The following is a 21,694-nucleotide window of genomic DNA, read 5'->3' as shown; positions in this document are numbered from 1 at the left end:
GCAGGTCGTGCCGCTACCGTAAGAAATGCCTGGAGGTCGCGCTAGTTCCTTGTCCCTTCAGCGAAGCGCGGCGAGGATGTCCCTGGTGAAGCTGTCGAGATCGAAGCCCGTTCCCGGCCCGTCATAGCCGCGCCGGACGATGACGAGACGGCGGGACGGCGCGATCACCAGATATTGCCCGCGATTGCCGCGCGCGATGTACGCGTCTCCCGGCAGCCCGCTGTCCCTGGGGAAGGTCCAGAAGCCGGCGCCGTAACCATATCCGCCGGCGGGTGGCTGGGCCGGGCCAAGGCGCCAGACATAGGTCCCCCAGCCGGGCGGCAGGATGCGCTCGCCGTTCCAGACGCCGTCGTTCAGGTAAAGGAGCCCGAGCCGCGCCAGATCGCGCGCCGTGGTCCAGACCTGGCTGGACAGGATGAAGCCCCCCTCCCAGTCCGTCTCCGGCACGGTCCGCGTCATGCCGATCCGCCACAGCAGGCCGGTCATCGGGAAGGCGAGCTTGTCTTCGCCTTCGAGCGTCGCTTGGAGCCCGCGCACCGCGAGCAAAGTGTCGTTATTGGCGTAGCGCCAGCGCGTTCCCGGCGGCGCCTCCAGCGGCCAGGCCACCGCCTGCTCGGTCACCGCCGTGCCGCCGAAATAGAGGGCGTCGGTGCGGTTGCCGGCATGGTCGGAATGGAGGCCGCTGGCCATGCGCAGCAATTGGTCGGTGGTGATCGCCGCGCGCGGATCGCCGGGCGCCCGCCATTCCGGGATCGGCGCGGGCGCATCGACGTTGATCTTCCCCTGCTGGACGGCCGCGCCGACGATGGTCGCGGCGAGGCTCTTGGCGACCGACCAGGTGCGCTGCGACATGTGCCTGTCGAAATCGTCGCGATAGCGTTCGGTGACGATCTTGCCGTCCTGCACGATCAGCAACGCCGTCGTCTCGCTGCCCTGGCCGTAGGTGCGCCGGTCGAATGCCGCGTCGATCGCCCGGTCGAGCGCCCTGGCGTCTCCCTTCGCGGTCGCCGTCGCATCGCGGTCGCCATTGGGCCAGGGCAGGCGATCCGAGCGATCGATGGCGGGGTCGACCGTCAGCCGGGGCAGCAACGAAGCGGTTTCCGGACGCGCGCCGATCGGGAGCTGGGCGCAGCCGAGATGCGGCCGCCAGGCGGCGACGCGCGGCGGCATCGCCTCGTCGAAGGCAACGCTCACTATTTTCGCCTCGCGGTCGATGTCGGCGGCCAAGGTCGGCATGATCGGCTCCAGCTCCGCATAGGTGCGTTGGAGGTCGTCGCGCTCGACCTGCTCGACGCTCTGGCCGGCATTGAACAGGTCGCTGCACAGGAACGACGCCTTGTATCCCGCCGCCAGCGCGCGGGTGTAGCGATCCGGATTTTGCGCCGAGACGGGGCTGACAGCCAGCAGGAGTGCCCCGGCGAAAGCCGGGGTCCAGAAACGGCGCGCGACTGGACCCCGGCTTTCGCCCGGGAACTCATTTTCGTATTTCGGCACGGCGTTCCTCCCAGAAGGCGATGCGCTCGGCGATGCGCTTCTCGAAGCCGCGGTCGACGGGTTCGTAGAAGGTCTGCGGCTCCATCTCCTCGGGCCAGTAATTGTCGCCGGAAAAGCCCTCCGGAGCATCGTGATCATATTGGTATCCCTTGCCGTAGCCCACCTGCTTCATGAGCCTGGTGGGCGCGTTCAATATGTTCTTGGGCGGCATCAGCGAGCCCGTGTCCCTTGCCGATCGCCAGGCCGATTTCTGAGCCGCATAGATCGCGTTCGATTTGGGCGCGGTCGCCAGATAGAGGCAGGCCTGGACCAAAGCGAGTTCTCCCTCCGGCGAGCCGAGGAAATCATAGGCATCCTTGGCGGCGAGGCACTGGACCAAAGCCTGCGGGTCGGCGAGGCCGATATCCTCGGACGCCGTGCGCACCAGGCGGCGGAGCAGATAGAGCGGCTCCTCGCCCGCGACCAGCATCCGCGCGAGATAGTAGAGCGCCGCCTGCGGATCGGAGCCGCGGATCGCCTTGTGGAGCGCGGAGATGAGGTTGTAATGCCCTTCGCGGTCCTTGTCGTAGACCGCGACCCGGCGGTGGAGCAGCGCCGAGAGGCCGGCCGGATCGAGCGGTTCGGCGATGTCGATCGAGAACAGGGTTTCCGCCTGATTGAGGAGGAAGCGCCCGTCGCCGTCGGCGGTCGCGACCAGCGCGTCCCGCGCCTCCGGGGTGAGGGGGAGGGCCCGCTCGATCAGCGCCTCGGCGCGGTCGAGAAGCTGGCACAGCGCTTTCGCGTCGAGCCGGTTGAGGATCAGCACCTGCGCGCGCGAAAGCAGGGCCGCGTTGAGCTCGAACGACGGATTCTCGGTCGTCGCGCCGACCAGAACGACGGTCCCATCCTCGACAAAGGGAAGGAATCCATCCTGTTGGGCGCGGTTGAAGCGGTGGATCTCGTCCACGAACAGCAGGGTCCGCGCGCCGATGCGCGTATGCTCCTTCGCCTCGGCGAACACCTTCTTGAGGTCGGCCACGCCGGAGAAGACCGCCGAGATCGCCACGAAACGCATGCCCACCGCGGCGGCCAGCAGGCGCGCGATCGTCGTCTTGCCCGTGCCCGGCGGCCCCCACAGGATCATCGAGGCGAGCTTCCCTGCCGCCACCATACGCCCGATCGCGCCGTCCGGCCCGGTCAAATGATCCTGCCCCACGACTTCGTCGAGCGCGCGCGGCCGCAGCCGGTCGGCCAGCGGCGCGTTCGCCGGAGGCGCGTCGGGCTGGCTCGCCTGCCCCGGTTCGTTCGCGAAGAGATCGGCCACGGGATCGCTCTAGCCCGCTTTGCGGCGGCGTGGAACGCCCGGCGCGATGCGATTGACAGGAAACCTATCTAAGATATATCTTAGACATGTCTTAAAGCAGGAGTCGGTCATGAGCATGCGATTCAATTGGGGCGATTGCGGCCCCCGGTCGAAAGGTTTTCCGGAAGCGCTCTTCAGCCTGGCCGCCGGGCGGAGCGGGTCGTGGGGGCCGGGCGACTGGAGCTTCGAGTGGGGCGACGGCCGCGGCGGCCGGGGTGGCCGGCACGGTCGCCGCCACGGCGGCCGGCGGCGCATGTTCGAATCGGGCGAACTCAAGCTCGTGTTGTTGAAGTTGATCTCCGACCAGCCGCGCCACGGCTACGACCTCATCCGCGCGATCGAGGAGATGACCGGCGGCGCTTATGCGCCGAGCCCCGGAATCGTCTATCCGACCCTCACCATGTTGCAGGATATGGGACTGATCGAGGAAGCCGAGGCGGAGGGCGCGCGCAAGGCGTTTGCCGTGACGAGCGAGGGCGAGGACGAGCTGGCCGACAAGGCCGATGAGGTCGCGGCCTTGTTCGATCGGCTGGGCGATCTCAAGCCCGACACCGAGCGCGCGGGCCGCGCCCCGATCAAGCGCGCGGTGGGCAATCTGCTCTCGGCGCTCTGGCACCGCGTCTCCCACGAAGAGATGGACGAGGACACGCTTCACCAGATCGCGGCGGTACTCGATGAGGCCGCGCAGAAGATCGAGCGTCTCAAATGAAGCGGCTCATCCGCCCAAGCGGGTGAAGTCCGGCCGGGGCGTGCGAACCGCGGCTCGGACGGCCTCGGCCAGCGGGGCGCCGCCGGCCGAGGCGATGGCGGCAAGGAAATGGTGTTCGCTGCCCTTGTCGCCGGCGCGGGCCATATAATCGCGCCACAGCGAATAGAGCCCGTCGCCGTCCGGCGCCGCGCGGCGAAGCGCCGCGTCCAGCGCGAGGTTGAGCAGCAGACCGCAGCTATAGGCGGCTTCGAACCGGCCGGCCGCGATCGCGTCCCGAACCGAGGCGCCGTCGAGCAGCTCGGTGCATCTTTTGTCCGCTCCCTCGATCTTGGCGGCCAGGAACGCGGCCGATCGCGGCTCGGTCTCGCGCGTTGCGAGCACCGCCAGCGCCTCCGCGCCGCCTTCGTGGATCCAGGCTCCCTCGGGCGCCGGAGTGAACAATTGCCGCTGGTAGAGATGCGCCGCCTCGTGCGCGAAGAACCAGCTCAGTTCGTCGCCGAAACCCGGTTTGGCCATCTCCTCGGCCCAGTGAGCGCCGTAGAAATGGGTGAAGACCTGGCCGGGCAGGGTGCCGCCCTGCCGGCCCCAGCCGCCCTGGTGACCGGCGTCGTAGGATGCGAACAGCATCGGCCGCGCCGGCAGCGTCCCGAATTTCGACGCGAAATGGCGCATGAAGGCGGGTAGTCTCGCCATCAGCGGATCGCGGATCGTCGCCGGCAGCGCTCCGTCGATCAAGGCAAGCAGATCGGCGGTCGCGACGGGCTCGCCGGCGCCGACATAGATGTTGCGGCCGCTGTCCCGATCTATCCATTCGGCGGCGCCGAGCTTGCGTTCGCCATCGACCAGAATCGCCCGCCCATCAGGCACATTCACCCGCATCCGCCATTGCGCATCTTCGGGGCAGGCTTCGGCGCAGGCGAACATTCGGCCGCTGTGGAACAGGGTGCCGCCATCGCCGAACGGCGCAAAGGGCGCATAATCCTTGGGCAGTTCGCGATAGAGCGGTGGCATCGTCAGCGACACGGCGGCGAACGGCCTGCCGTCGATGCGCCGCACCGCCTCGCCCGCAGGGGTCGCGACGATCTCGAAGCCGGACTCGGCGGCCCAGTTCTGCTGGCGGCTTTGATCGGGCGAACGCCGGAAGACGAGCCGCGTCGCCGGCGCGTCGAGGCGGTAGCGAACGGTCCAAACCCCCTCCGCCGCGGCGTCGATCACGATCCGTGGTAGTGCCGGCGCGGCGGCGACCGCCGCCGTCGGTGCCAACATCAAAGCCGCGATCGACAGGCCGATCCGCATCGCGTCCCCTTTCGAATGCGCCCACAGTCTAGCCCAAAGCGTCGTACTTGGGCAAAGCGGCTCATTGGCAGGAGGATCGATGGACAATCTCGCGCACAGCCTGGTCGGGGCCGCGCTTGGCGAGGCGGGGCTCAAGAAGAAGACCGGGCTCGGCATGGCGACGCTCATCATCGCCGCCAATATCCCCGATCTCGACGCGCTTGGCCTGCTGGTCGGCGAGAACCTCGCCTGGCGGCGCGGCTGGACGCACGGCCCGATCGCATTGGTCCTGCTCCCGCTCCTGCTCGCCGCCGTCATGCTGGCCTTCGACGCCTGGCAGGGGCGCCGCGGCACGCGTCCCGCCGGCCGCGCGCCGGTTCATCCGGGCTGGCTGCTCGCGCTCGCTTATATCGGCGCGCTCTCCCATCCCCTGCTCGATTTTCTCAACACCTACGGCATACGCTGCCTGATGCCGTTCTCGGAGCGATGGTATTACGGCGACGCCCTGTTCATCATCGATCCGTGGGTGTGGCTGGCGCTCGGCATCGGCGCCTGGATGGCCCGGCGGCGTTCGACCGGCGGGTCCGCTCTCGCCGCTCTGGTCGCGGTCGCGCTTTATGCCGGCGGAATGGGCGCCGCGAGCCTGGCGGGCGAACGGCTGGTCGCGGACGCGGTAGAGCGGCGTGGCCTTCCCAGACCTGAGACGGTCGTCGCCAGTCCGGTGCCGGTCGATCCCTTCCGCCGCGCCATCGTCTACCGGGTGGGCGCCGGTTACGGCTTCGGCACCTTGCGCTGGACGCCGCGCGCCGAGCTGGTGCTGGCGCCCGGCCTGGTCCCCACCAACATGGCCGATCCGGCGATCACCGCGGCCGCGGCGGGCGACGAGGAGGTGGCGGATTTCCTCTATTGGTCGCGGCTGCCGTTCGCGACCGTCCACCGGGAAGGGGGGCTGGCGCAGGTCACGATCGGCGATGCACGCTACGGCCGAGCACCGGACGACGGTACGTTCAGCGTCAGCGCGACGGTTCGCGAACGAGGCGCAGCGACCGGCCGAGCGCCCACAGCCCCACCGCCAGCATCGCGCCCAGAATGACCGCATAGAAATGCGCGCTCGCTTTTTCGGGTCCGAACAGCAGATGGTCCAGCGTCGGCACGAGCAATGCCAGCATCAGCCCGCAATAAACGCCCCAGGCCGCGGCCAGCGGTGCGGCGCCCAAGCTCGTGCTGGCCCTGGCCGCCCAGATCATTGCCGCCGCGACGATCAATTCGTCGAGCGCCAGCGGCAGCATCCGGGCATCGCCCCACCAGCGCGCGATCTCGCTCAGCCCGATCGCCAGTGCCACGGCCAGGGTGACGATGCGCAGCGCGCGCATCAGGGCACTGGGCTGGGCGGCGGCGGTCGGCCTCCCGCCGCTCGCTGGCGGACGATGCGGCAATAGGATTCGACCAAGGCCTGGTTGACCTCGTCCCAGCCATAATGGCCGCTGACCTCGCAGCCGGCGCGGCCGGCCGTCTCGCGGGCTTCGGCGTCGCGGCAATAATGAGCAAGCGCGTCCGCGAAGGCGTCGATCGCGCCGGGCCGGATCAAGCGGCCGGTGACGCCGTCGGAAACGAGGCTCTCGCTGCCGGTCGCGGCGGCGGCGACCACCGGCAGGCCGGTCGCCATCGCTTCCAGGGTGACGTTGCCGAACGTCTCGGTCACCGACGGATTGAACAGCATGTCCATCGAGGCGACCGCGCGGCCCAGGTCCGGGCCTTTCTGGAAACCGGCGAAGACCGCCTGCGGCAGCCTCTTCTCGAACCAGTCTCGCGCCGGCCCCTCGCCGACAACCAGCACCTTGTGGCGCACCTGCCGCTTTTCGAGATGGTCGATCGTGTCGGAAAAGACGTCGAGGCCCTTCTCCATCACCAGCCGCCCGACGAAGCCGATCACCGGCACGTCGTCGTCGATGCCGAGGCCGCGGCGCCAGAGCAGGTCGCGCCGGCCGGGATTGAAGATCTCGCGGTCGATGCCGCGCGTCCAGATGCCGACATCGTAGTTCATCCGCTGCTCGCGGAGCAATTGCGCCATCGAATCGGACGGCGCGAAAATGGCGTCGCAACGGCGATAGAAGCGGCGCAGGATGGCGAGCGCCACCGGTTCGAGGAAAGCGAGGCCGTAATAACGCGGATAGGTCTCGAAGCGGGTGTGGACCGACGCGATCACCGGCTTGTCGAGCCCGCGCGCGAGGGTGATCGCGCGGTGACCGAGAATGTCCGGGCTGGCGACATGGAAGATGTTGGGCTCGAATCGCCGGATGTCGTTCTTCACCTCCGTCGGTATCATCATCGGGAAGCGATATTCGGAGCGCCCGGGAATGGCGAAAGCGGGCACGCCGACGACATCCCCCATCGGCGGCAGCGCCGGCTCGTCGACCGTCGGCGAATAGATGCGAACGGCCGCGCCCTCGCGCAGCAAATAGCCGACCAGGCGGTTCAGCGCCTGGTTGGCGCCGTCGCGGACGTAATTATAGTTGCCGCTGAATAGGGCGATGCGAAGGTCGGACGCGTCCATCGTCGTCCGATAGCGGCTCCTCCGGAAAACGCCAATGGTGGGCATTTCGACGCTGGACCGGCCGGGCGGGGTCGCTAAGAAGCCGTATGACGCACAAACTTTCCGATCCAGCCGCCCCGCCCGCCGAGGTGATTGCGTTCGACCAATTCCTCGCCGTCGACATCCGGGCCGGGACGATCATCGGAGTCGAGCCGTTTCCCGAGGCGCGCAAGCCGAGCTGGAAGCTCCGGATCGATTTCGGCCCCGGGATCGGCATCAGGAAATCGAGCGCGCAGATCACCGAACATTATAGCGCCCAGGATCTGATGGGGAGCCAGGTGGCGGCGGTGGTGAATTTTCCGCCTCGGCAGATCGGCCCCTTCATGTCGGAGGTGCTGACCGTCGGCTTTCCGGACGAGAGTGGCGCCGTCGTGCTGGTCCGGCCCGACCATGAGGTGCCGAACGGCGCCCGCTTGTTCTAGGCTAGGCCCGGACCCTTCTTGTCCGATCGATTGTGCTGCCATAGTCATTCGCTGTCTCAGGCCTGACGCTCGGCACGGCCGAGAAGGACAAGGCCAGGACGGGGCGGAGGCTATATGGCGACGGCGGTGGCGGACGATTATGTCGTGGATCCGAAGCGGGACCGGCTGGTCATCGTCGCGTCCTCGCTCGGCACCGTCTTCGAATGGTATGATTTCTTCATCTACGGGACGCTCGCGGCGATCATCGGCCGGCTGTTCTTCCCGGCCGGCAACGAGACGCTGCAATTCCTGCTCGCTCTGGCCTCGTTCGCGGTAGGCTTCGGCTTCCGCCCGCTCGGCGCGGTGCTGTTCGGCTATCTCGGCGACCGGCTGGGGCGCAAATATACCTTCCTCATCACCATCACGCTGATGGGCGTCGCGACGGCGGGCGTCGGGCTGGTGCCGAGCTATGCCGCGATCGGCATGGCGGCGCCGGTCATTCTCATCCTGCTCCGCATCGCGCAGGGGCTGGCGCTGGGCGGCGAATATGGCGGCGCGGCGATCTACGTCGCCGAACACGCGCCCCGGAACAGGCGCGGCTATTATACCGGCTTCATCCAGGCGAGCGTCGCCGGCGGCTTCGTCCTCAGCCTGGTCGTGGTGCTCGGATCGAAGCTGCTCGTCACCGATGCGCAATGGGCGGAATGGGGGTGGCGGGTTCCCTTCCTCTTCTCGCTGCTGCTGCTCGCCATCTCGCTGTGGATGCGGTTGAAGCTCAACGAGAGCCCGGTCTTCCTGGCGATGAAGGCGAAGGGCGCGCTGGCCCGCAATCCGCTCAAGGAGAGCTTCTCGACCCGGCGCAACGTGAAGCTGATCCTGGTCGCCATGCTCGGCATCGCGGCGGGCCTCACCGTCATCTGGTATACGGCGATGTTCCAGGTGCTCTATTTCCTCCAGAACGCGCTGAAGGTCGAGGATACGACCGCGCAGCTATTGGTCGGCGCGGGCGCGGCGGCGGGTCTCTTCTGGTTCGTCTTCTTCGGCTGGCTGTCCGACAAAGTCGGGCGCAAGAAGCCGATCGTCATCGGCTATGCGGCGACCCTGCTGCTGCTCTTCCCGCTTTTCCATATCATCGCGGATGCCGGCAACCCGGCCCTGGCGGAGGCGTCGCGGCGGGCGCCGGTCGTGGTCGCCGGCCCGGATTGCAGCTACAATCCCTTCGCCACCCAAGGCCAGGCGAGCGAATGCGGGCGGCTGCTCGATTATTTCTCCAGGAAAGGCGTGCACTATACCAAATCGGAGGCGCCGCTCACCGACGTCACGATCGGCGGGACGAGGGTTGCCGACACCAGTCCGGAAAGCCTGGACGGCGCCTTGTCCCGTGCCGGCTACAGCTTCGACAAGGTGCGGCCGGAAGTGGGCGATATCGCCCTCATCCTTCTCGCCATTCTGGCGCTCGGCGCACTTTCGGGCGCGACCTTCGGCCCGGTCGCGGCGCTGCTGACCGAACTCTTCCCAAGCCGCATCCGCTACAGCTCCATGTCGATTCCCTATCATGTCGGCACCGGTTATTTCGGCGGCTTCCTGCCCTTCATCAGCCAGACGATCATCGCCCGGACGGGCGATCCCTTCTCCGGCCTCTGGTACACGATGGCGGTAGTGGCGATGGCCTTGGTCGTGACGATCTTCTGGCTGCCGGAGACGGCGGGGAAGGAATTGGACTAGGGCGGGCAGGAACGCTATCGGCCCGGGCGTGACCCGGCCGCACGATCCCCTCCGCCTCCGTCTTGACGGCGACGCCCTCGTTTCCAACTGGCGCTGGCTCGCCGGGATGAGCGGTCGCGCGGCCTGTGGAGCGGCGGTCAAGGCGGATGCTTACGGCGTCGGCGCGCACGAGACGGTGAAGCGTCTCGCCGATGCGGGCTGTCGCGATTTCTTCGTCGCCACCTGGGCCGAAGCAGATGCGGTGCTGCCGCATATCGGCGAGGCCTCGCTGTCCGTGCTCCACGGGCTTGCCGAGGAGGATATGGCGCAGGCGACGGGCTCCCGCGCGCGGCCGGTGCTCAACACGCCGTCCCAGGTGAAGCGCTGGCGGGAGAGCCGGCAGGGGCGCGCCTGCGACGTGATGATCGACACGGGCATGAACCGTCTCGGCCTGTCGGCGGCGCACGTCGCCGAAGGTCTGCTCGACGGCCTGGATATCGACACATTGCACAGCCACCTCGCCTGCGCGGACGAGGATGTCGCGATGAACGGGCGGCAGCGCGAGGCCCTGCTGGCGGTGTCCGCCAAAGTCCCCGCGAGACGGCTCAGCCTGTCGAACAGCGCGGGGATTTGCCTGGGCGCCGATTATGCCTTCGATCTGACCCGTCCCGGCCTTGCCCTTTACGGCGGCGTTCCGCGCCGTGAGGCGGAGGGGCATATCAGGCAGGTGGTGGAGGTCGAGGCACAGATCGTCCAGCGGCGAAGGATCGGACGCGGAGACACGGTCGGTTACAACGCCACCTTGACCGCCGACCGGGGGATGGAACTGGCCATCCTCAACCTCGGCTATGCCGACGGCTATCTGCGTGGCTTCTCCAATAGCGGCCGGGCGAAGATCGGCGGCTCTTACGGCCCGGTCGTCGGCCGCGTCTCGATGGACCTCACCGCGATTTGCGTCGACGCGGCGCCGGAGCTGGCGGAAGGCGATTGGGTGGAGCTGGATTTCGACCTGCCGCGCGCCGCCGCCCAGTCCGGCCTCTCCCAATATGAGTTGCTGACGACGCTCGGCGCCCGCTATCGTCGCATCTGGTCATGAACGACGCGGCGGCAAATCCAATTCTGGCCTTCTTCGCGGGCATCGGCGCTTTCACCATCGCCATGGTCGCGACCGTCGGCCGGGTGACTTTGTTCGCCTGGCGCACGATCGTCCGGGCCCTGGCTCCGCCGTATTATCCGATCCGGCTGCTCGAACAATTGCTGCATATCGGCTGGTATTCGCTGCCCGTCGTCGGCCTCACCGCTTTGTTCACCGGCGCCGCGCTCGCCCAGCAAATCTATGTCGGAGGCTCCCGCCTCAACGCCCAGTCGGCGGTGCCGGCGATCGTCGTCATCGGGATCGTGCGCGAGCTGGGGCCGGTGCTCGTCGGCCTGATGGTGGCGGGGCGCGTTTCCTCTGCCATGGCGGCGGAGATCGGCACGATGCGGGTCACCGAGCAGATCGATGCGATGGCGACTTTGCGCACCGATCCCTATCGCTTCCTCATCGCCCCGCGGCTGTTCGCTTCGGTCATCGCGATGCCGCTCCTCGTCCTCGTCGCCAACGCCATCGGCATTTTCGGCGGCTATCTGCTGGCCGTTTACAAGCTCGGCTTCAATGCCACGTCGTATCTCGAGACGTCCCGCGAATTCCTGGAAAAGGACGATCTCATCATGTCGCTGGTAAAGGCGGCGGTGTTCGGCTTCTTCGTCGCTTTGATGGGCTGCTATCACGGTTTCCGCTCCGAAGGCGGCGCCGCAGGGGTCGGCAAGGCGACGACCAACGCAGTGGTCTCTGCCCTAGTACTCATCCTCCTCGCCAACCTTCTCATCACCATCATGGCCTTCGGATGAGCGACTCGAAGATCGTCCTGAACGACGTCGCCAAGTCCTTTGGCGACACGATCGTGCTCGACGGCGTCAGCCTGGAGATAGAGAGCGGAGAATCGATCGCCGTGATCGGCCAGTCGGGCACCGGCAAGTCGGTGCTCATCAAATGCATCCTCGGCCTCTTGCAGCCGGAACGCGGCTCCATTCTGATCGACGGGGAGGAGGTGGTCGGGGCAAGCGAGCGCAAATATGCGCGCATCCGCAAGAAATTCGGGATGCTCTTCCAGGGCGGCGCTTTGTTCGATTCCTTGCCCGTGTGGCGCAACGTCACTTTCGGCCTGACGCAGGGCCGGTTCCAGAATTCGGCGAAAATGCGCGCCGTCGCCGAGGAGAATCTGGAGCGCGTGGGGCTCAGCCGCGACGTGCTCTATCTGCGCCCCTCCGAATTGTCGGGCGGCATGCAAAAAAGGGTCGCTCTCGCCCGCGCCATCGCGCCGCGACCTGAAATCCTCTTCTTCGATGAGCCGACGACCGGCCTCGACCCCATTCGCGCGGACGTCATCAACGACCTCATCGTCAGCCTGGTCGAGGATGCCGGCATCACCGCGCTCACCATCACCCACGACATGGCGAGCGCGCGCAAGGTCGCCCATCGGGTGGCGATGCTCTATGGCGGCCGCATCATCTGGCACGGCCCACGCGACCGCCTCCACGACAGCGGCAACCCTTATGTGGAGCAGTTCGTTCAGGGCAATGCCGAGGGGCCGATCCGATAGCGTGGAGCCGGGCAATGACGGCTTTCCCGGCAACTGAGGAGTCTCATGACCACCATTGCTCATCTGTCCGACGTCCATTTCGGCCGCCACGATCCAGCCGTCGTCACCGCGCTGGAGGAATGGTTGATGGAAAGGCGACCGGAGCTGGTGGTGATCAGCGGCGATTTCACCCAACGGGCGCGAAGAGCGCAGTATAGACTAGCCTGCGCGTTCGTCGAACGGCTGGAGGCGAGCGGGCTGGCGGTCCTTGGAGTGCCGGGCAATCACGACGTGCCCCTCTACGACGTCTTTCGCCGCTTTGTCCGCCCCTTGAACCGCTACCGCCGCTATATCGACGACGAGCTGTGCCCCTGGTTCGAGAGCGAGCGGCTGGCGGTGCTCGGCATCAACACGGCACGCTCACTGACTATCAAGGACGGGCGCATCAACCACGAGCAGATGCGGACGATCCGGGAGCGATTCCGCGCTGTGCCGGAGGCGAAGACCCGGATTCTCGTTACCCACCATCCCCTGTTCGCCATGCCGATCGGGGAAGAGGCGGAGCTCACCAAGCGGGTCGGCCGCCACGAGGACGCGCTCCTCGCCGTCGCCGATGCCGGTGTCCACATCCTGCTCGCCGGCCATTTTCACCGCAGTTACGTGCGCTCGGCGCGCGACATGGTCGAGAATGCGGGCCCCGCATTGGTCATCCAGGCGGGCACCGCCACCTCCACCCGCCTTCGCGCCGACGAAGTGCAAAGCTTCAACTGGATCCACGCCCGCCGCAACGATGCCGTCGATCTGCAATTGTTCGGCTGGGAGGGCGGCGGCTTCGCGGCCGGCGATCACGCCCGCTACGGCTTCGACGGTGGGATCTGGCATCGGGCGAGCAACCAGCCGGCGTAAGAAAAAGGGCGGCCGAAGCCGCCCTTTCGCAGGTGCCGGGTCTCGGCTCTCAATAAGCGAGACCGTAATGGCCATAGACGCGTTCGCCATAAGCGCGGTCGTAGGTCGGCTCGTTGCCGCGGTCGTAGGAAGGCGCCCCTTCCAGCCGGTCCTTGTCGAGATCGACCATATAGCCGCCCTTGTCGGTGTCGTAGGTCAGCGTGTCCCAAGGCAGGGGATAGAATTTTTCGCCCATGCCGAACAGGCCGCCGAAGCTCAGCACCGCATATTGGACGCGGCCGTTGCGCTTGCCGACCATGAAGCTGGTGACCGTCCCGAGCTTTTCGCCCTGGCGGTTGTACACGGCGGTTCCCTCGACCTTGTCGGACGAAATCAAATCGTGCGTCTCGTCGCGCGCGATGGTGTTGCTGTCGGTATCGAAAGCCATTGCAAGCATCTCCTTCATGAGGTTGGGGATGCTTTGGAAAACGGATGGGCAATGGCTCCGTTCCGCAACGGCTTTGCGCTAAGGGACGGAGCGGGCCGCCTCCCGGCTCAGTCGCGCTCGATGCACATGGCGACGCCCATGCCGCCGCCGATGCAGAGCGTGGCGAGGCCTTTCTTGGCGTCTCGGCGCTGCATTTCGTAGAGCAAGGTGGTGAGCACGCGCGCGCCGGACGCGCCGATCGGATGGCCGATCGAGATCGCGCCGCCGTTGACATTCACCCGGTCGGAATCCCAGCCGAGCTCCTTGCCGACCGCCAGCGCCTGGCTGGCGAAGGCTTCGTTGGCCTCGATCAGGTCGAGATCGGCGATCGTCCAGCCGGCTTTCTCCAGAGCGCGGCGGCTGGAGGGGACGGGCCCGATGCCCATGATCGATGGATCGACGCCGGCCGAGGCGAAGCTCTTGATGCGGGCCATGATCGGGGCGCCGCGTTTTTCGGCCTCCTCGCGGCTCATCAGCACCAGGGCGGCGGCGCCGTCGTTGAGGCCGGAGGCATTGCCGGCGGTGACGGTGCCTTCCTTCTTGAAGGCGGCGCGAAGGCCGGCGAGGCTGGCGACTTCTACGCCCTCGCGGATGAATTCGTCATGCTCGACGACGGTCTCGCCCTTGCGGGTCTTGACGGTGACGGGCGCGATCTCGTCCTTGAAACGGCCTTCGCGGCGGGCGGCCTCCGCCTTGTTCTGCGAGGCGGTCGCGAATTCGTCCTGCTCGGAGCGGGTGATCTGATATTGCTCGGCCAGATTCTCGGCGGTGATGCCCATGTGATAATTGTTGAAGACGTCGGTCAGCCCGTCCTTGATCATCGTGTCGACCAGTTCGAGATTGCCCATTTTCTGGCCGGCGCGGACATTCTGGGCGTGCGCCGACAGGCTCATGCTCTCCTGGCCGCCGGCGACGACGATGGTCGCATCGCCGGCCATGATCGACTGGGCGGCGACCGCGACGGCGCGGAGGCCCGACCCGCAGACCTGGTTGAGGCCCCAGGCGGGAACCTCTTTCGGCACGCCGGCGGCCATCGATGCCTGCCGCGCCGGGTTCTGCCCCTGCGCGGCTGTCAGCACCTGGCCGAGGATGACTTCCGAGACTTCCTCCGGCGCCACTCCCGCCTGGTCGAGCGCCGCCTCGATCGCGACGCGGCCAAGCTCGTGGGCTGGGGTTCCGGCGAAGGCGCCGAGGAAGGCGCCGACGGGCGTGCGCTTGGCGGCGGTGATGACGATCTCGGTCACGGGCAATCTCCTGGCGATTTGTTGCGGCGCACCTAGCACTCGGCGGCGTTACGGGAAAGCCATGCGGCGAGCGGCTCCCAAAGCGAGGCCCTGGCCCGGCCGCCCACCATCATGCCGACATGGCCGGAGGCGAGGTCGAGCCGCTCGCCGACGGGGAGGGCACTGGCCTGGGGAACGATGCGGTCGGAGGTCGAGACGATGTTGAGAAGGGGTGAGCGGAAAGCGCCGGGATCGACGGGCGCGCCCGCCACGCACCATTCGCCCCGACCAGGCAGATCGTCCTGGATGAAGCCCTCGAACATTTCCCGGGCCGCCGCTTGCGGAAGCGGGGGGCCGTCATTGGCCCAATCCTCCAGACAGACGAACGGCCGCGCCTCCGCGCTGTCCGGGTCCATCGCCGCGAAGGCCTCGAACTTGGCGACGGTGCGGGCGGGATCGAGGCTCCAGAAGGCGCTTTGCAGCACCTCCATCGGCAGCATGCCCAAGGCATTGGCGGCCGGCTCGGCCCGTTGCCAGAGGCCGGTCAGGGAAGCGCGTGCTTCGTTGGGAAAGCCGGCGAAACGCCACGGCGCGGCGATCAGGGCCAAGCCGCCAACCCGCCGACGCGTCGCGGCAGCGACCGCCATGGTGCCGCCGAGACAATAGCCGACGAGCGCCGGAGGTTCGCCGAGCGCGTCGATGAAAGGCAGGACGATCTCTTCGACATGGCCGGCGACGGAGAGGGCGCGGCGGCTCTCCACGTCCCATCCCCAATCGAGCAGCAGCGGCCGGAAACCCTGTCCGGCCAGCCAGCGCAGCAGCGACCTGTCGGTGCTGAGGTCGAGGATATTGGGCGGATTGATAAGCGACGGGACGAACAGCACCGGCGGTCCGCTTCCCCCATAATCGCGCAAGCTGGCGCCCTTGATCTGCGCGATCGCCGGCATCGGCTCCGGCGCCGCCGCGCGCGGCGCTTCCTGATATTTGCGCAGGCCTTCGAGCGCCGTTGCCATACGCTTCGGGTCCGCCGCGGTCTGCTCGCGCAGCAACTGGAGGAACAGCGGCAGCGGCCGGGGCTTGTGTTGCGGCGCGGCAAGCTTTGGTGCTAGTGCGCTATCCTTGCTTTTCAGGGGATGCGGCATGGCGGCTTCGGCGCCCGGTGATACGGTCATCATCAAGAAATACGCCAATCGGCGCCTCTATAATACCGAAAGCTCGTCCTACATTACGCTCGAGCATCTGGCCGAGATGGTCCGCCAGAAACGCGAGTTCAAAGTCGTCGATGCCAAATCGGGCGAGGACATCACCCACAATGTCCTGACGCAGATCATCATGGAGGAGGAAGCGAGCGGCCAGTCGATGCTGCCGGTCAATTTCCTCCGGCAGCTGATCGGCATGTACGGCGATGCGATGCAGCCGATGGTGCCGCAATTCCTCGAGGAATCGCTCGACGCCTTCCAGCGCAACCAGTCGCAGTTCCGCGACGCGATGGCGGGGGCCTTCGCCGCCGGCCCGTTCGCCGACCTCGCCAGGCGCAACATGGAAATGTTCGCCGCCGCGACTGGCGGCAAGGCCGCGAAGGCCGAGGATAAGGCCAGTCAAGCGGAGCCCGACACGAAGGCGGAGCTGGCCGAACTCAAGGCCCAGCTCGCCGCGCTCCAGGAGAAGCTCGACAAGCTGGGCGGCTAAGCCATCATCCCGGCGGAGGCCGGGATCTCGTGGCGGAAAAGGCTCTGTGCCTGTTCTCGGCGGGACCCCCCGGCCTTCGCCGGGGTGACGATTGGGCCGGAGCCGCGTGCCTTACTCCGGCTTGACGAACTTGAGCGTCATACGGTCGCTTTCGCCGATCGCCATATATTTGTCGCGGTCGACATCCTTCAGCTGCAGCGAGGGCGGCAGAGTCCAGACCCCGCCGGGATAATCGGCCGTGTCCTTGGGGTTGGCGTTGACCTCGGACGCCTTGACGAAGCGGAAGCCGACCTTCTCGGCGAGCGCCTTCACGGTCGAGGTCTTGACGTAGCCGCTGCCCTTCTCGCGCGCGGCGTCGGCGTCCTCGGGCAGGCGGTGCTCGACCACGCCCAGGGTGCCGCCGGGCTTGAGCATCCGGAACGCTTCGGCGAACACCGCGTCGGCGATCGGCGTGTTATTTTCCGAGCCGAGCCAATTGTGGACGTTGCGGAAGGTCAGCACCACGTCGGCGCTGCTAGCCGGAATCGCCGAGGGCTGGCCGTCTTTCACCGAGGCAACCTTGACCTTGGCATAAGACGGATCGCTGGCGATCTTCTTTTCGATGCCGGCCGTGTTCGACGCGGCGACCCACAAATGGCCCGCATCGGCGAGATAGGGCGACAGCACTTCGGTGTACCAGCCGCCGCCGGGCCACAATTCGACGACCGTGTCGGTGGGATCGACGCCGAAGAAGGCGAGGGTTTCCATCGGGTGGCGATATTGGTCGCGGGCGCGGTTGGCCTCGCTGCGCAACGGGCTGGCGAGCGCGGCCTGGAGCGCGGCGTGATTGGCGTGATCCGTCGCGGCCGGGGCGGTATGGGCGCTGTGATCGACCGGAGCGGGCGTGGCTTGAGCAGGTGTGGTTTCGTCGGGCGTTGTTTGAGCGGCTTGGGCGAGCGCGGCCGAACCGGACATCAGCGCCGCGGTCAGCGCGATCGTGAACAGCTTGGCTCGCATGGGGGGCTGGCGCATTTTCGTCCTCTCTCTAATGGGGGGCGGAAATGGTCATGACGGATAGGAAATGACGACGCAAGCCGCGCTCTGGACTTTTGCGGGGGCATCGCTGGCGCTCGCCGCGGCGGCCGTGCTGGCCGAGACGCGCCGGTCGAGGCGGCGAGACGTCGACCGGGTCGGCTGGATGCCGTGGACCCTGATTCAGGTTATCGCCGTGCTGGCCGCCATGGCCGCGGCTGCGCTGGCGCTGAAGCTTTAAAGGCAGGCCTCGAGATAGGGCTGGTCGAAGCCGAACTGCTTGGCCTTTTCGAGCGTGTAGGGGCGAAGTCCCATCGAGCGATATTCGCCGATGATCTTGCCGTCGGCGCTCTCGTCCAGATATTCGAACTTGAACAGCTCCTGCGTCACGATGACGTCGCCCTCCATGCCGATCACCTCGGTGATGTTGGTGGTGCGGCGGCTGCCGTCGCGGAGGCGCTTGACCTGGACGATGAGGTCGACCGAGTCGGCGATCTGGCGGGAAATGGCTTCCTTGGGCACCTTGATGTCCGACATCATCACCATATTCTCCATACGCGCGAGGCATTCGCGCGGGGAGTTGGAGTGCAAGGTGCACATCGAGCCGTCATGGCCGGTGTTCATCGCCGCGAGCATGTCGAAACATTCCGCGCCGCGGATTTCGCCGAGGATGATGCGGTCGGGGCGCATACGGAGCGCGTTGACGACGAGGTCGCGGATCGAGATCGCGCCCTGGCCTTCGAGGTTGGGCGGGCGGGTTTCGAGCGGCAGCCAATGCGGCTGCTGGAGCCGAAGCTCGGCCGCATCCTCGATGGTGATGACGCGCTCGCCCGGGTCGATCAGCTTCGACAAGGCGTTGAGCATCGTCGTCTTGCCCGATCCGGTGCCGCCCGAGATGACGACGTTGAAGCGGGCCGCGCCGGCGATCTTGAGCGCCGTCGCCATCTTGTCCGACATCGAGCCGAAGCCCTTCATCATGTCGAGCGTGATCGGCTTGTCGGAGAATTTGCGGATCGAGATCGCGGTGCCCTTGAGGCTCAAGGGCGGGACGATGACGTTGACTCGGCTGCCGTCCATCAGGCGGGCGTCGGCGAGAGGCGTGGTCTGGTCGACGCGGCGGCCGACCTTGTTGACGATACGCTGGGCGATCTGGAACAGATGCTCCTCGTCGCGGAACTGGATCTGGGCGAGCTGGAGCTTGCCCTTTTTCTCGACGAAGGTCTGGTTGGGCCCGTTGACCATGATGTCCGAGATTTCGGGGTCGTTGAGCAATTCCTCGAGAGGCCCGAGGCCGAGCAGTTCGTCGACCAGCACCTTTTCCAGCGCGAATTGTTCGCGGCGGTTGAGGTTGATCTTCAGCTCGGCGAGCACTTCGCCGATGATCGGCCGGAATTCCTCGGCCAGCTCGTCCTTAGACAAAGTGGCGGCGGCCTCGGGGTCGACCCGTTCGAGGAGGCGCGGCAGAACCTGCTCCTTGATGCGGTGGATCGAGGCTTCGAAGCCTTCATTCTTCGACGAGGGCGCTTCCCCCGACAGCGCCATCCGGTCGGCGAGGCGCGACATCGCGTCGCCGGGCGCTGGCTCGAGCGCGCCATCGTCCGGGGACAGCGGCAGAGCTTCGAGCGGCGGAAACTGGTCGCCGCCTTCGATGGGGGGCGTCGCCGCCCCGCCGCCGCTTTTCATGGGCCGCGCGACACCGAACGAGGGACGCTGTCCCCCCGGCCCGCTGGCGCCGCCCCGTCGTCCGAATGCACTCATGCCGTGCGAACCTCACCTGATCCCGTGTTCTCTGCGCGGACTGGTGAATAAGCGGGAAACTTTGACAATTGCCTAACCCCGTCGGGAAGCGGATGATCGGGCGGGAGGATAAGCGGGATGCGGACGGCGGCGATCATAGGGGCGGGGCTGCTGCTGATGGCGGCGGCGCCGGAAGGCGTCGAGCAATTCGGCTGGATGAGCGGCGCATGGGTGAGCCGGGACGGTGACGAATGGACCGAGGAATATTGGACTCCGCCCCGGGGCGACATCATGATCGGGGCGGGCCTTTCGGGGAAAGGCGATGCGGCCTCGAGCTTCGAGCATATGCGGATCATGGCCGGGGTGGACGGGGTCGTCGCCTTCCACGGCATGCCGAACGGCGCGCCGGCGGTTCGGTTCGTGCTGGTGAGGAGCGGCGGGAAGGAGGCGGTGTTCGAGAATCCGGCCCACGATTATCCGCAGCGGATCAGCTACCGGATGGAGGGCGAGACGCTGGTCGCGACGACATCGCTGATCGACGGCGGCAAGGCGCGGAGCTGGACGTACCGGCGGCCTGAATAAAGGCAAATGCGCCACGTCAGCCCAGCGAAAGCTGGGATCTCATTTCTCCATTGGCGCGTCTGGAAAGGCAGAGAGATTCCAGCTTTCGCTGGAATGACGATCCCTTGGCGCCGGCTCAGGCGGGAACGTCGGCCTTTTCGGCGAGGATGGTGAGGCCCTTGTCGTTCACTTCCGCGAAGCCGCCTTCGATGGCGATGCGCTCGGGCTCGCCGCCGGCGGCGCGGTAGATGGCGACCTCGCCGTCGCGGATCGTCGACATGAAGGGCGCGTGGCCGGCGAGCACGCCAAAATCGCCCTCGCTGCCGGGGACCACGACCATGTGGACGTCGTCGCTGCGGATCAGGTGCTCGGGGGTGACGAGTTCGAAATGAAGGTCGGCCATTTTTCTGTCCTCTCCCCTCCCGCTGGCGGGAGGGGCTGGGGGAGGGAATGTCTGTGGGGGAGGTTACAGGCCCTCCCCCGACCCCTCCCGCGAGCGGGAGGGGAGGTAGGTCACGCCGCCTCGGCGGCCAGCTTCTGGGCCTTCTCGACCGCTTCCTCGATGCCGCCGACCATGTAGAAGGCCGCTTCGGGGAGGTGGTCGTATTCGCCGTCGACGACCGCTTTGAAGCTCTTGACCGTGTCCTCGATCGCGACGAACTTGCCGGGGATGCCGGTGAAGACCTCGGCGACGTGGAAGGGCTGCGACAGGAAGCGCTGGATCTTGCGGGCACGCGACACGACCAGCTTATCCTCTTCAGACAGTTCGTCCATGCCGAGGATGGCGATGATGTCCTGCAGCGACTTGTACTTCTGCAGCACCTCCTGGACGGCGCGGGCGGTGTCGTAATGCTCCTGGCCGACGGTCCGCGCCGTCAAGACGCGGCTGGTGGAGTCGAGCGGGTCGACCGCCGGGTAGATGCCGAGCTCGGAGATGGCGCGGTTGAGCACGGTCGTCGCGTCCAAGTGGGCGAAGGACGTGGCCGGCGCCGGGTCGGTGAGGTCGTCCGCGGGGACGTAGATGGCCTGGACCGACGTGATCGAGCCCTTGTTGGTCGAGGTGATGCGCTCCTGGAGGGCGCCCATGTCGGTCGACAGGGTCGGCTGGTAGCCCACCGCCGAGGGAATACGGCCCAAGAGCGCCGACACTTCCGAGCCCGCCTGGGTGAAGCGGAAGATGTTGTCGACGAAGAAGAGCACGTCCTGGCCCTCCTGGTCGCGGAAATATTCGGCGATGGTGAGGCCGGAGAGGGCGACGCGGGCGCGGGCGCCCGGCGGCTCGTTCATCTGGCCGAACACGAGCGCGACCTTGGAGCCCTCGGGGGTCGGATTGCCGTCCTTGTCCTTGGCGATAACGCCGGCGTCGAGGAATTCGTGATAGAGATCGTTGCCCTCACGGGTGCGCTCGCCGACGCCGGCGAACACCGAGGTGCCGCCATGGCCCTTGGCGATGTTGTTGATCAGCTCCTGGATGAGCACGGTCTTGCCGACGCCGGCGCCGCCGAACAGGCCGATCTTGCCGCCCTTGGCGTAAGGCGCGAGCAGGTCGATGACCTTGATGCCGGTGACAAGGATCGCGGTCTCGGTCGACTGGTCGGTGAAGAGCGGCGCGTCGGCGTGGATCGGGGCGGTATCGCTGTGACCGATCGGGCCGCGCTCGTCGATCGGCTCGCCGATCACGTTCATGATCCGGCCCAATGTCATCGGGCCGACCGGCATCCGGATCTGCGAGCCGGTGTCGCTGACCTTCTGGCCGCGAGTGAGGCCGTCGGTCGAATCCATCGCGATCGTGCGGACCGTGTTCTCGCCGAGATGCTGGGCGACCTCGAGCACGAGGCGGTTTCCGTTATTGTCGGTTTCGAGCGCCGACAGGATCTCCGGCAGGTCGCCGTCGAAGCTGACGTCGACGACGGCGCCGATAACCTGGCTGACGCGGCCGGTGGAGGTGGGGGCGGTTGCCAT

General features: G+C 66.9%; 23 protein-coding genes. 11 read left to right on the top strand and 12 right to left on the bottom strand.

From position 1 onward, the window contains the following. Positions 1 to 57: 57 nt before the first annotated feature. Together ACFQRC_RS04165 and ACFQRC_RS04160 are read right to left on the bottom strand one after the other, a co-directional pair. Positions 58 to 1,494 carry a serine hydrolase domain-containing protein gene (locus ACFQRC_RS04165; RefSeq protein WP_379958068.1) on the bottom strand — a complete coding sequence of 479 codons (1,437 nt, stop codon included), beginning with the start codon at positions 1,492 to 1,494 and terminating at the stop codon, positions 58 to 60. After that, positions 1,475 to 2,797, bottom strand: a complete 1,323-nt coding sequence (locus ACFQRC_RS04160; RefSeq protein WP_379958066.1) for a replication-associated recombination protein A — start codon at positions 2,795 to 2,797, stop codon at positions 1,475 to 1,477. Before ACFQRC_RS04160 ends, ACFQRC_RS04165 begins: the two co-directional genes overlap by 20 nt. 109 nt (positions 2,798 to 2,906) lie before the next feature. Here ACFQRC_RS04160 and ACFQRC_RS04155 point away from each other — a divergent pair, with 109 nt between their 5' ends. Then, positions 2,907 to 3,545 (top strand): PadR family transcriptional regulator, encoded by a 639-nt coding sequence (locus ACFQRC_RS04155; protein WP_379958064.1) that lies wholly within the window; start codon positions 2,907 to 2,909, stop codon positions 3,543 to 3,545. A 6-nt stretch (positions 3,546 to 3,551) separates the two neighbouring features. Here the strand turns inward: ACFQRC_RS04155 and ACFQRC_RS04150 are convergent, their stop codons facing one another. After that, positions 3,552 to 4,841 carry a hypothetical protein gene (locus ACFQRC_RS04150; RefSeq protein ID WP_379958062.1) on the bottom strand — a complete coding sequence of 430 codons (1,290 nt, stop codon included), beginning with the start codon at positions 4,839 to 4,841 and terminating at the stop codon, positions 3,552 to 3,554. 79 nt (positions 4,842 to 4,920) lie between these two features. Between ACFQRC_RS04150 and ACFQRC_RS04145 the strand changes: the two genes are divergently transcribed. Further along, on the top strand, positions 4,921 to 5,913 hold the full coding sequence (locus ACFQRC_RS04145; RefSeq protein WP_379958060.1) for a metal-dependent hydrolase: 993 nt from the start codon (positions 4,921 to 4,923) through the stop codon (positions 5,911 to 5,913). Here the strand turns inward: ACFQRC_RS04145 and ACFQRC_RS04140 are convergent. Then, positions 5,834 to 6,193: a hypothetical protein gene (locus ACFQRC_RS04140; protein ID WP_379958058.1), complete on the bottom strand. Its 360-nt coding sequence runs from the start codon at positions 6,191 to 6,193 to the stop codon at positions 5,834 to 5,836. The genes ACFQRC_RS04145 and ACFQRC_RS04140 overlap by 80 nt on opposite strands. Next, positions 6,193 to 7,374, bottom strand: a complete 1,182-nt coding sequence (locus ACFQRC_RS04135) for a glycosyltransferase family 4 protein (protein ID WP_379958056.1) — start codon at positions 7,372 to 7,374, stop codon at positions 6,193 to 6,195. The genes ACFQRC_RS04140 and ACFQRC_RS04135 overlap by 1 nt, the downstream gene beginning before the upstream one ends. 86 nt (positions 7,375 to 7,460) lie before the next feature. Between ACFQRC_RS04135 and ACFQRC_RS04130 the strand changes: the two genes are divergently transcribed. From ACFQRC_RS04130 to ACFQRC_RS04105, 6 genes are all read left to right on the top strand, one after another. After that, positions 7,461 to 7,835 carry a tRNA-binding protein gene (locus ACFQRC_RS04130; protein WP_379958054.1) on the top strand — a complete coding sequence of 125 codons (375 nt, stop codon included), beginning with the start codon at positions 7,461 to 7,463 and terminating at the stop codon, positions 7,833 to 7,835. A 114-nt stretch (positions 7,836 to 7,949) separates the two neighbouring features. Next, positions 7,950 to 9,539 (top strand): MFS transporter, encoded by a 1,590-nt coding sequence (locus ACFQRC_RS04125; protein WP_379958052.1) that lies wholly within the window; start codon positions 7,950 to 7,952, stop codon positions 9,537 to 9,539. A gap of 28 nt (positions 9,540 to 9,567) precedes the next feature. Further along, complete coding sequence (locus tag ACFQRC_RS04120) at positions 9,568 to 10,614, top strand: alanine racemase (protein ID WP_379958050.1); 1,047 nt, start codon at positions 9,568 to 9,570, stop codon at positions 10,612 to 10,614. Next, positions 10,611 to 11,408, top strand: a complete 798-nt coding sequence (locus ACFQRC_RS04115; RefSeq protein ID WP_379958048.1) for an MlaE family ABC transporter permease — start codon at positions 10,611 to 10,613, stop codon at positions 11,406 to 11,408. Before ACFQRC_RS04120 ends, ACFQRC_RS04115 begins: the two co-directional genes overlap by 4 nt. After that, a complete protein-coding gene (locus ACFQRC_RS04110) occupies positions 11,405 to 12,160 on the top strand; it encodes an ABC transporter ATP-binding protein (RefSeq protein ID WP_379958046.1) in 756 nt (251 codons plus the stop codon). The genes ACFQRC_RS04115 and ACFQRC_RS04110 overlap by 4 nt, the downstream gene beginning before the upstream one ends. 45 nt (positions 12,161 to 12,205) lie before the next feature. After that, positions 12,206 to 13,045, top strand: coding sequence for a metallophosphoesterase family protein (locus ACFQRC_RS04105; protein WP_379958044.1), 840 nt, complete (start codon positions 12,206 to 12,208; stop codon positions 13,043 to 13,045). A gap of 49 nt (positions 13,046 to 13,094) precedes the next feature. Here the strand turns inward: ACFQRC_RS04105 and ACFQRC_RS04100 are convergent, their stop codons facing one another. From ACFQRC_RS04100 to ACFQRC_RS04090, 3 genes are all read right to left on the bottom strand, one after another. Beyond that, entirely contained in the window at positions 13,095 to 13,472 is a 378-nt protein-coding gene (locus ACFQRC_RS04100) for a PRC-barrel domain-containing protein (RefSeq protein WP_379958042.1), read from the bottom strand. 107 nt (positions 13,473 to 13,579) lie between these two features. Further along, positions 13,580 to 14,755 carry an acetyl-CoA C-acetyltransferase gene (locus ACFQRC_RS04095; RefSeq protein WP_379958039.1) on the bottom strand — a complete coding sequence of 392 codons (1,176 nt, stop codon included), beginning with the start codon at positions 14,753 to 14,755 and terminating at the stop codon, positions 13,580 to 13,582. 32 nt (positions 14,756 to 14,787) lie between these two features. Further along, entirely contained in the window at positions 14,788 to 15,876 is a 1,089-nt protein-coding gene (locus ACFQRC_RS04090) for an alpha/beta fold hydrolase (RefSeq protein WP_379958036.1), read from the bottom strand. Here ACFQRC_RS04090 and phaR point away from each other — a divergent pair. Beyond that, on the top strand, positions 15,875 to 16,423 hold the full coding sequence (gene phaR, locus ACFQRC_RS04085) for a polyhydroxyalkanoate synthesis repressor PhaR (RefSeq protein WP_379958034.1): 549 nt from the start codon (positions 15,875 to 15,877) through the stop codon (positions 16,421 to 16,423). The two genes, ACFQRC_RS04090 and phaR, sit on opposite strands and share 2 nt — an antisense overlap. Positions 16,424 to 16,534: 111 nt before the next feature. On the opposite strand, the gene ACFQRC_RS04080 is transcribed toward phaR, so the two are convergent. Beyond that, on the bottom strand, positions 16,535 to 17,434 hold the full coding sequence (locus ACFQRC_RS04080) for a class I SAM-dependent methyltransferase (RefSeq protein ID WP_379958032.1): 900 nt from the start codon (positions 17,432 to 17,434) through the stop codon (positions 16,535 to 16,537). A gap of 49 nt (positions 17,435 to 17,483) precedes the next feature. On the opposite strand from ACFQRC_RS04080, the gene ACFQRC_RS04075 reads away from it, so the two are divergent. Further along, positions 17,484 to 17,675, top strand: a complete 192-nt coding sequence (locus ACFQRC_RS04075) for a hypothetical protein (RefSeq protein ID WP_379958030.1) — start codon at positions 17,484 to 17,486, stop codon at positions 17,673 to 17,675. Here the strand turns inward: ACFQRC_RS04075 and ACFQRC_RS04070 are convergent. Further along, positions 17,672 to 19,117 carry a CpaF family protein gene (locus ACFQRC_RS04070; protein WP_379958028.1) on the bottom strand — a complete coding sequence of 482 codons (1,446 nt, stop codon included), beginning with the start codon at positions 19,115 to 19,117 and terminating at the stop codon, positions 17,672 to 17,674. The genes ACFQRC_RS04075 and ACFQRC_RS04070 overlap by 4 nt on opposite strands. A 192-nt stretch (positions 19,118 to 19,309) precedes the next feature. Here ACFQRC_RS04070 and ACFQRC_RS04065 point away from each other — a divergent pair, with 192 nt between their 5' ends. After that, positions 19,310 to 19,753 carry a DUF6265 family protein gene (locus tag ACFQRC_RS04065; protein ID WP_379958026.1) on the top strand — a complete coding sequence of 148 codons (444 nt, stop codon included), beginning with the start codon at positions 19,310 to 19,312 and terminating at the stop codon, positions 19,751 to 19,753. 115 nt (positions 19,754 to 19,868) lie between these two features. Here ACFQRC_RS04065 and ACFQRC_RS04060 read toward each other — a convergent pair whose 3' ends face one another. Both ACFQRC_RS04060 and atpD read right to left on the bottom strand, forming a co-directional pair. Beyond that, complete coding sequence (locus tag ACFQRC_RS04060) at positions 19,869 to 20,135, bottom strand: ATP synthase F1 subunit epsilon (RefSeq protein ID WP_379958024.1); 267 nt, start codon at positions 20,133 to 20,135, stop codon at positions 19,869 to 19,871. A gap of 110 nt (positions 20,136 to 20,245) precedes the next feature. Continuing rightward, positions 20,246 to 21,694 (bottom strand): F0F1 ATP synthase subunit beta, encoded by a 1,449-nt coding sequence (gene atpD / locus ACFQRC_RS04055; protein WP_379958022.1) that lies wholly within the window; start codon positions 21,692 to 21,694, stop codon positions 20,246 to 20,248.

It is taken from the genome of Enterovirga sp. GCM10030262 (assembly GCF_042666435.1).
In the GTDB taxonomy this organism is placed as follows: domain Bacteria; phylum Pseudomonadota; class Alphaproteobacteria; order Sphingomonadales; family Sphingomonadaceae; genus Allosphingosinicella.
Note: the sequence above shows the minus strand (reverse complement) of the source record. Positions and strands in the feature narration are given on the sequence as shown.

Bases quoted from the DNA above. Each gene is read 5' to 3' on its own strand.
- ACFQRC_RS04070 (WP_379958028.1), bottom strand. From the start codon at position 19,117: ATGAAAAGCGGCGGCGGGGCGGCGACGCCCCCCATCGAAGGCGGCGAC.
- ACFQRC_RS04080 (WP_379958032.1), bottom strand. From the start codon at position 17,434: ATGCGCCAGCCCCCCATGCGAGCCAAGCTGTTCACGATCGCGCTGACC.
- ACFQRC_RS04060 (WP_379958024.1), bottom strand. From the start codon at position 20,135: ATGGCCGACCTTCATTTCGAACTCGTCACCCCCGAGCACCTGATCCGC.
- ACFQRC_RS04065 (WP_379958026.1), top strand. From the start codon at position 19,310: ATGCGGACGGCGGCGATCATAGGGGCGGGGCTGCTGCTGATGGCGGCG.
- ACFQRC_RS04150 (WP_379958062.1), bottom strand. From the start codon at position 4,841: ATGCGGATCGGCCTGTCGATCGCGGCTTTGATGTTGGCACCGACGGCG.
- ACFQRC_RS04135 (WP_379958056.1), bottom strand. From the start codon at position 7,374: ATGGACGCGTCCGACCTTCGCATCGCCCTATTCAGCGGCAACTATAAT.
- ACFQRC_RS04105 (WP_379958044.1), top strand. From the start codon at position 12,206: ATGACCACCATTGCTCATCTGTCCGACGTCCATTTCGGCCGCCACGAT.
- ACFQRC_RS04125 (WP_379958052.1), top strand. From the start codon at position 7,950: ATGGCGACGGCGGTGGCGGACGATTATGTCGTGGATCCGAAGCGGGAC.
- ACFQRC_RS04115 (WP_379958048.1), top strand. From the start codon at position 10,611: ATGAACGACGCGGCGGCAAATCCAATTCTGGCCTTCTTCGCGGGCATC.
- ACFQRC_RS04155 (WP_379958064.1), top strand. From the start codon at position 2,907: ATGAGCATGCGATTCAATTGGGGCGATTGCGGCCCCCGGTCGAAAGGT.
- ACFQRC_RS04110 (WP_379958046.1), top strand. From the start codon at position 11,405: ATGAGCGACTCGAAGATCGTCCTGAACGACGTCGCCAAGTCCTTTGGC.
- ACFQRC_RS04100 (WP_379958042.1), bottom strand. From the start codon at position 13,472: ATGGCTTTCGATACCGACAGCAACACCATCGCGCGCGACGAGACGCAC.
- ACFQRC_RS04090 (WP_379958036.1), bottom strand. From the start codon at position 15,876: ATGCCGCATCCCCTGAAAAGCAAGGATAGCGCACTAGCACCAAAGCTT.
- ACFQRC_RS04140 (WP_379958058.1), bottom strand. From the start codon at position 6,193: ATGCGCGCGCTGCGCATCGTCACCCTGGCCGTGGCACTGGCGATCGGG.
- ACFQRC_RS04075 (WP_379958030.1), top strand. From the start codon at position 17,484: ATGACGACGCAAGCCGCGCTCTGGACTTTTGCGGGGGCATCGCTGGCG.
- ACFQRC_RS04145 (WP_379958060.1), top strand. From the start codon at position 4,921: ATGGACAATCTCGCGCACAGCCTGGTCGGGGCCGCGCTTGGCGAGGCG.
- phaR (WP_379958034.1), top strand. From the start codon at position 15,875: ATGGCGGCTTCGGCGCCCGGTGATACGGTCATCATCAAGAAATACGCC.
- atpD (WP_379958022.1), bottom strand. From the start codon at position 21,694: ATGGCAACCGCCCCCACCTCCACCGGCCGCGTCAGCCAGGTTATCGGC.
- ACFQRC_RS04130 (WP_379958054.1), top strand. From the start codon at position 7,461: ATGACGCACAAACTTTCCGATCCAGCCGCCCCGCCCGCCGAGGTGATT.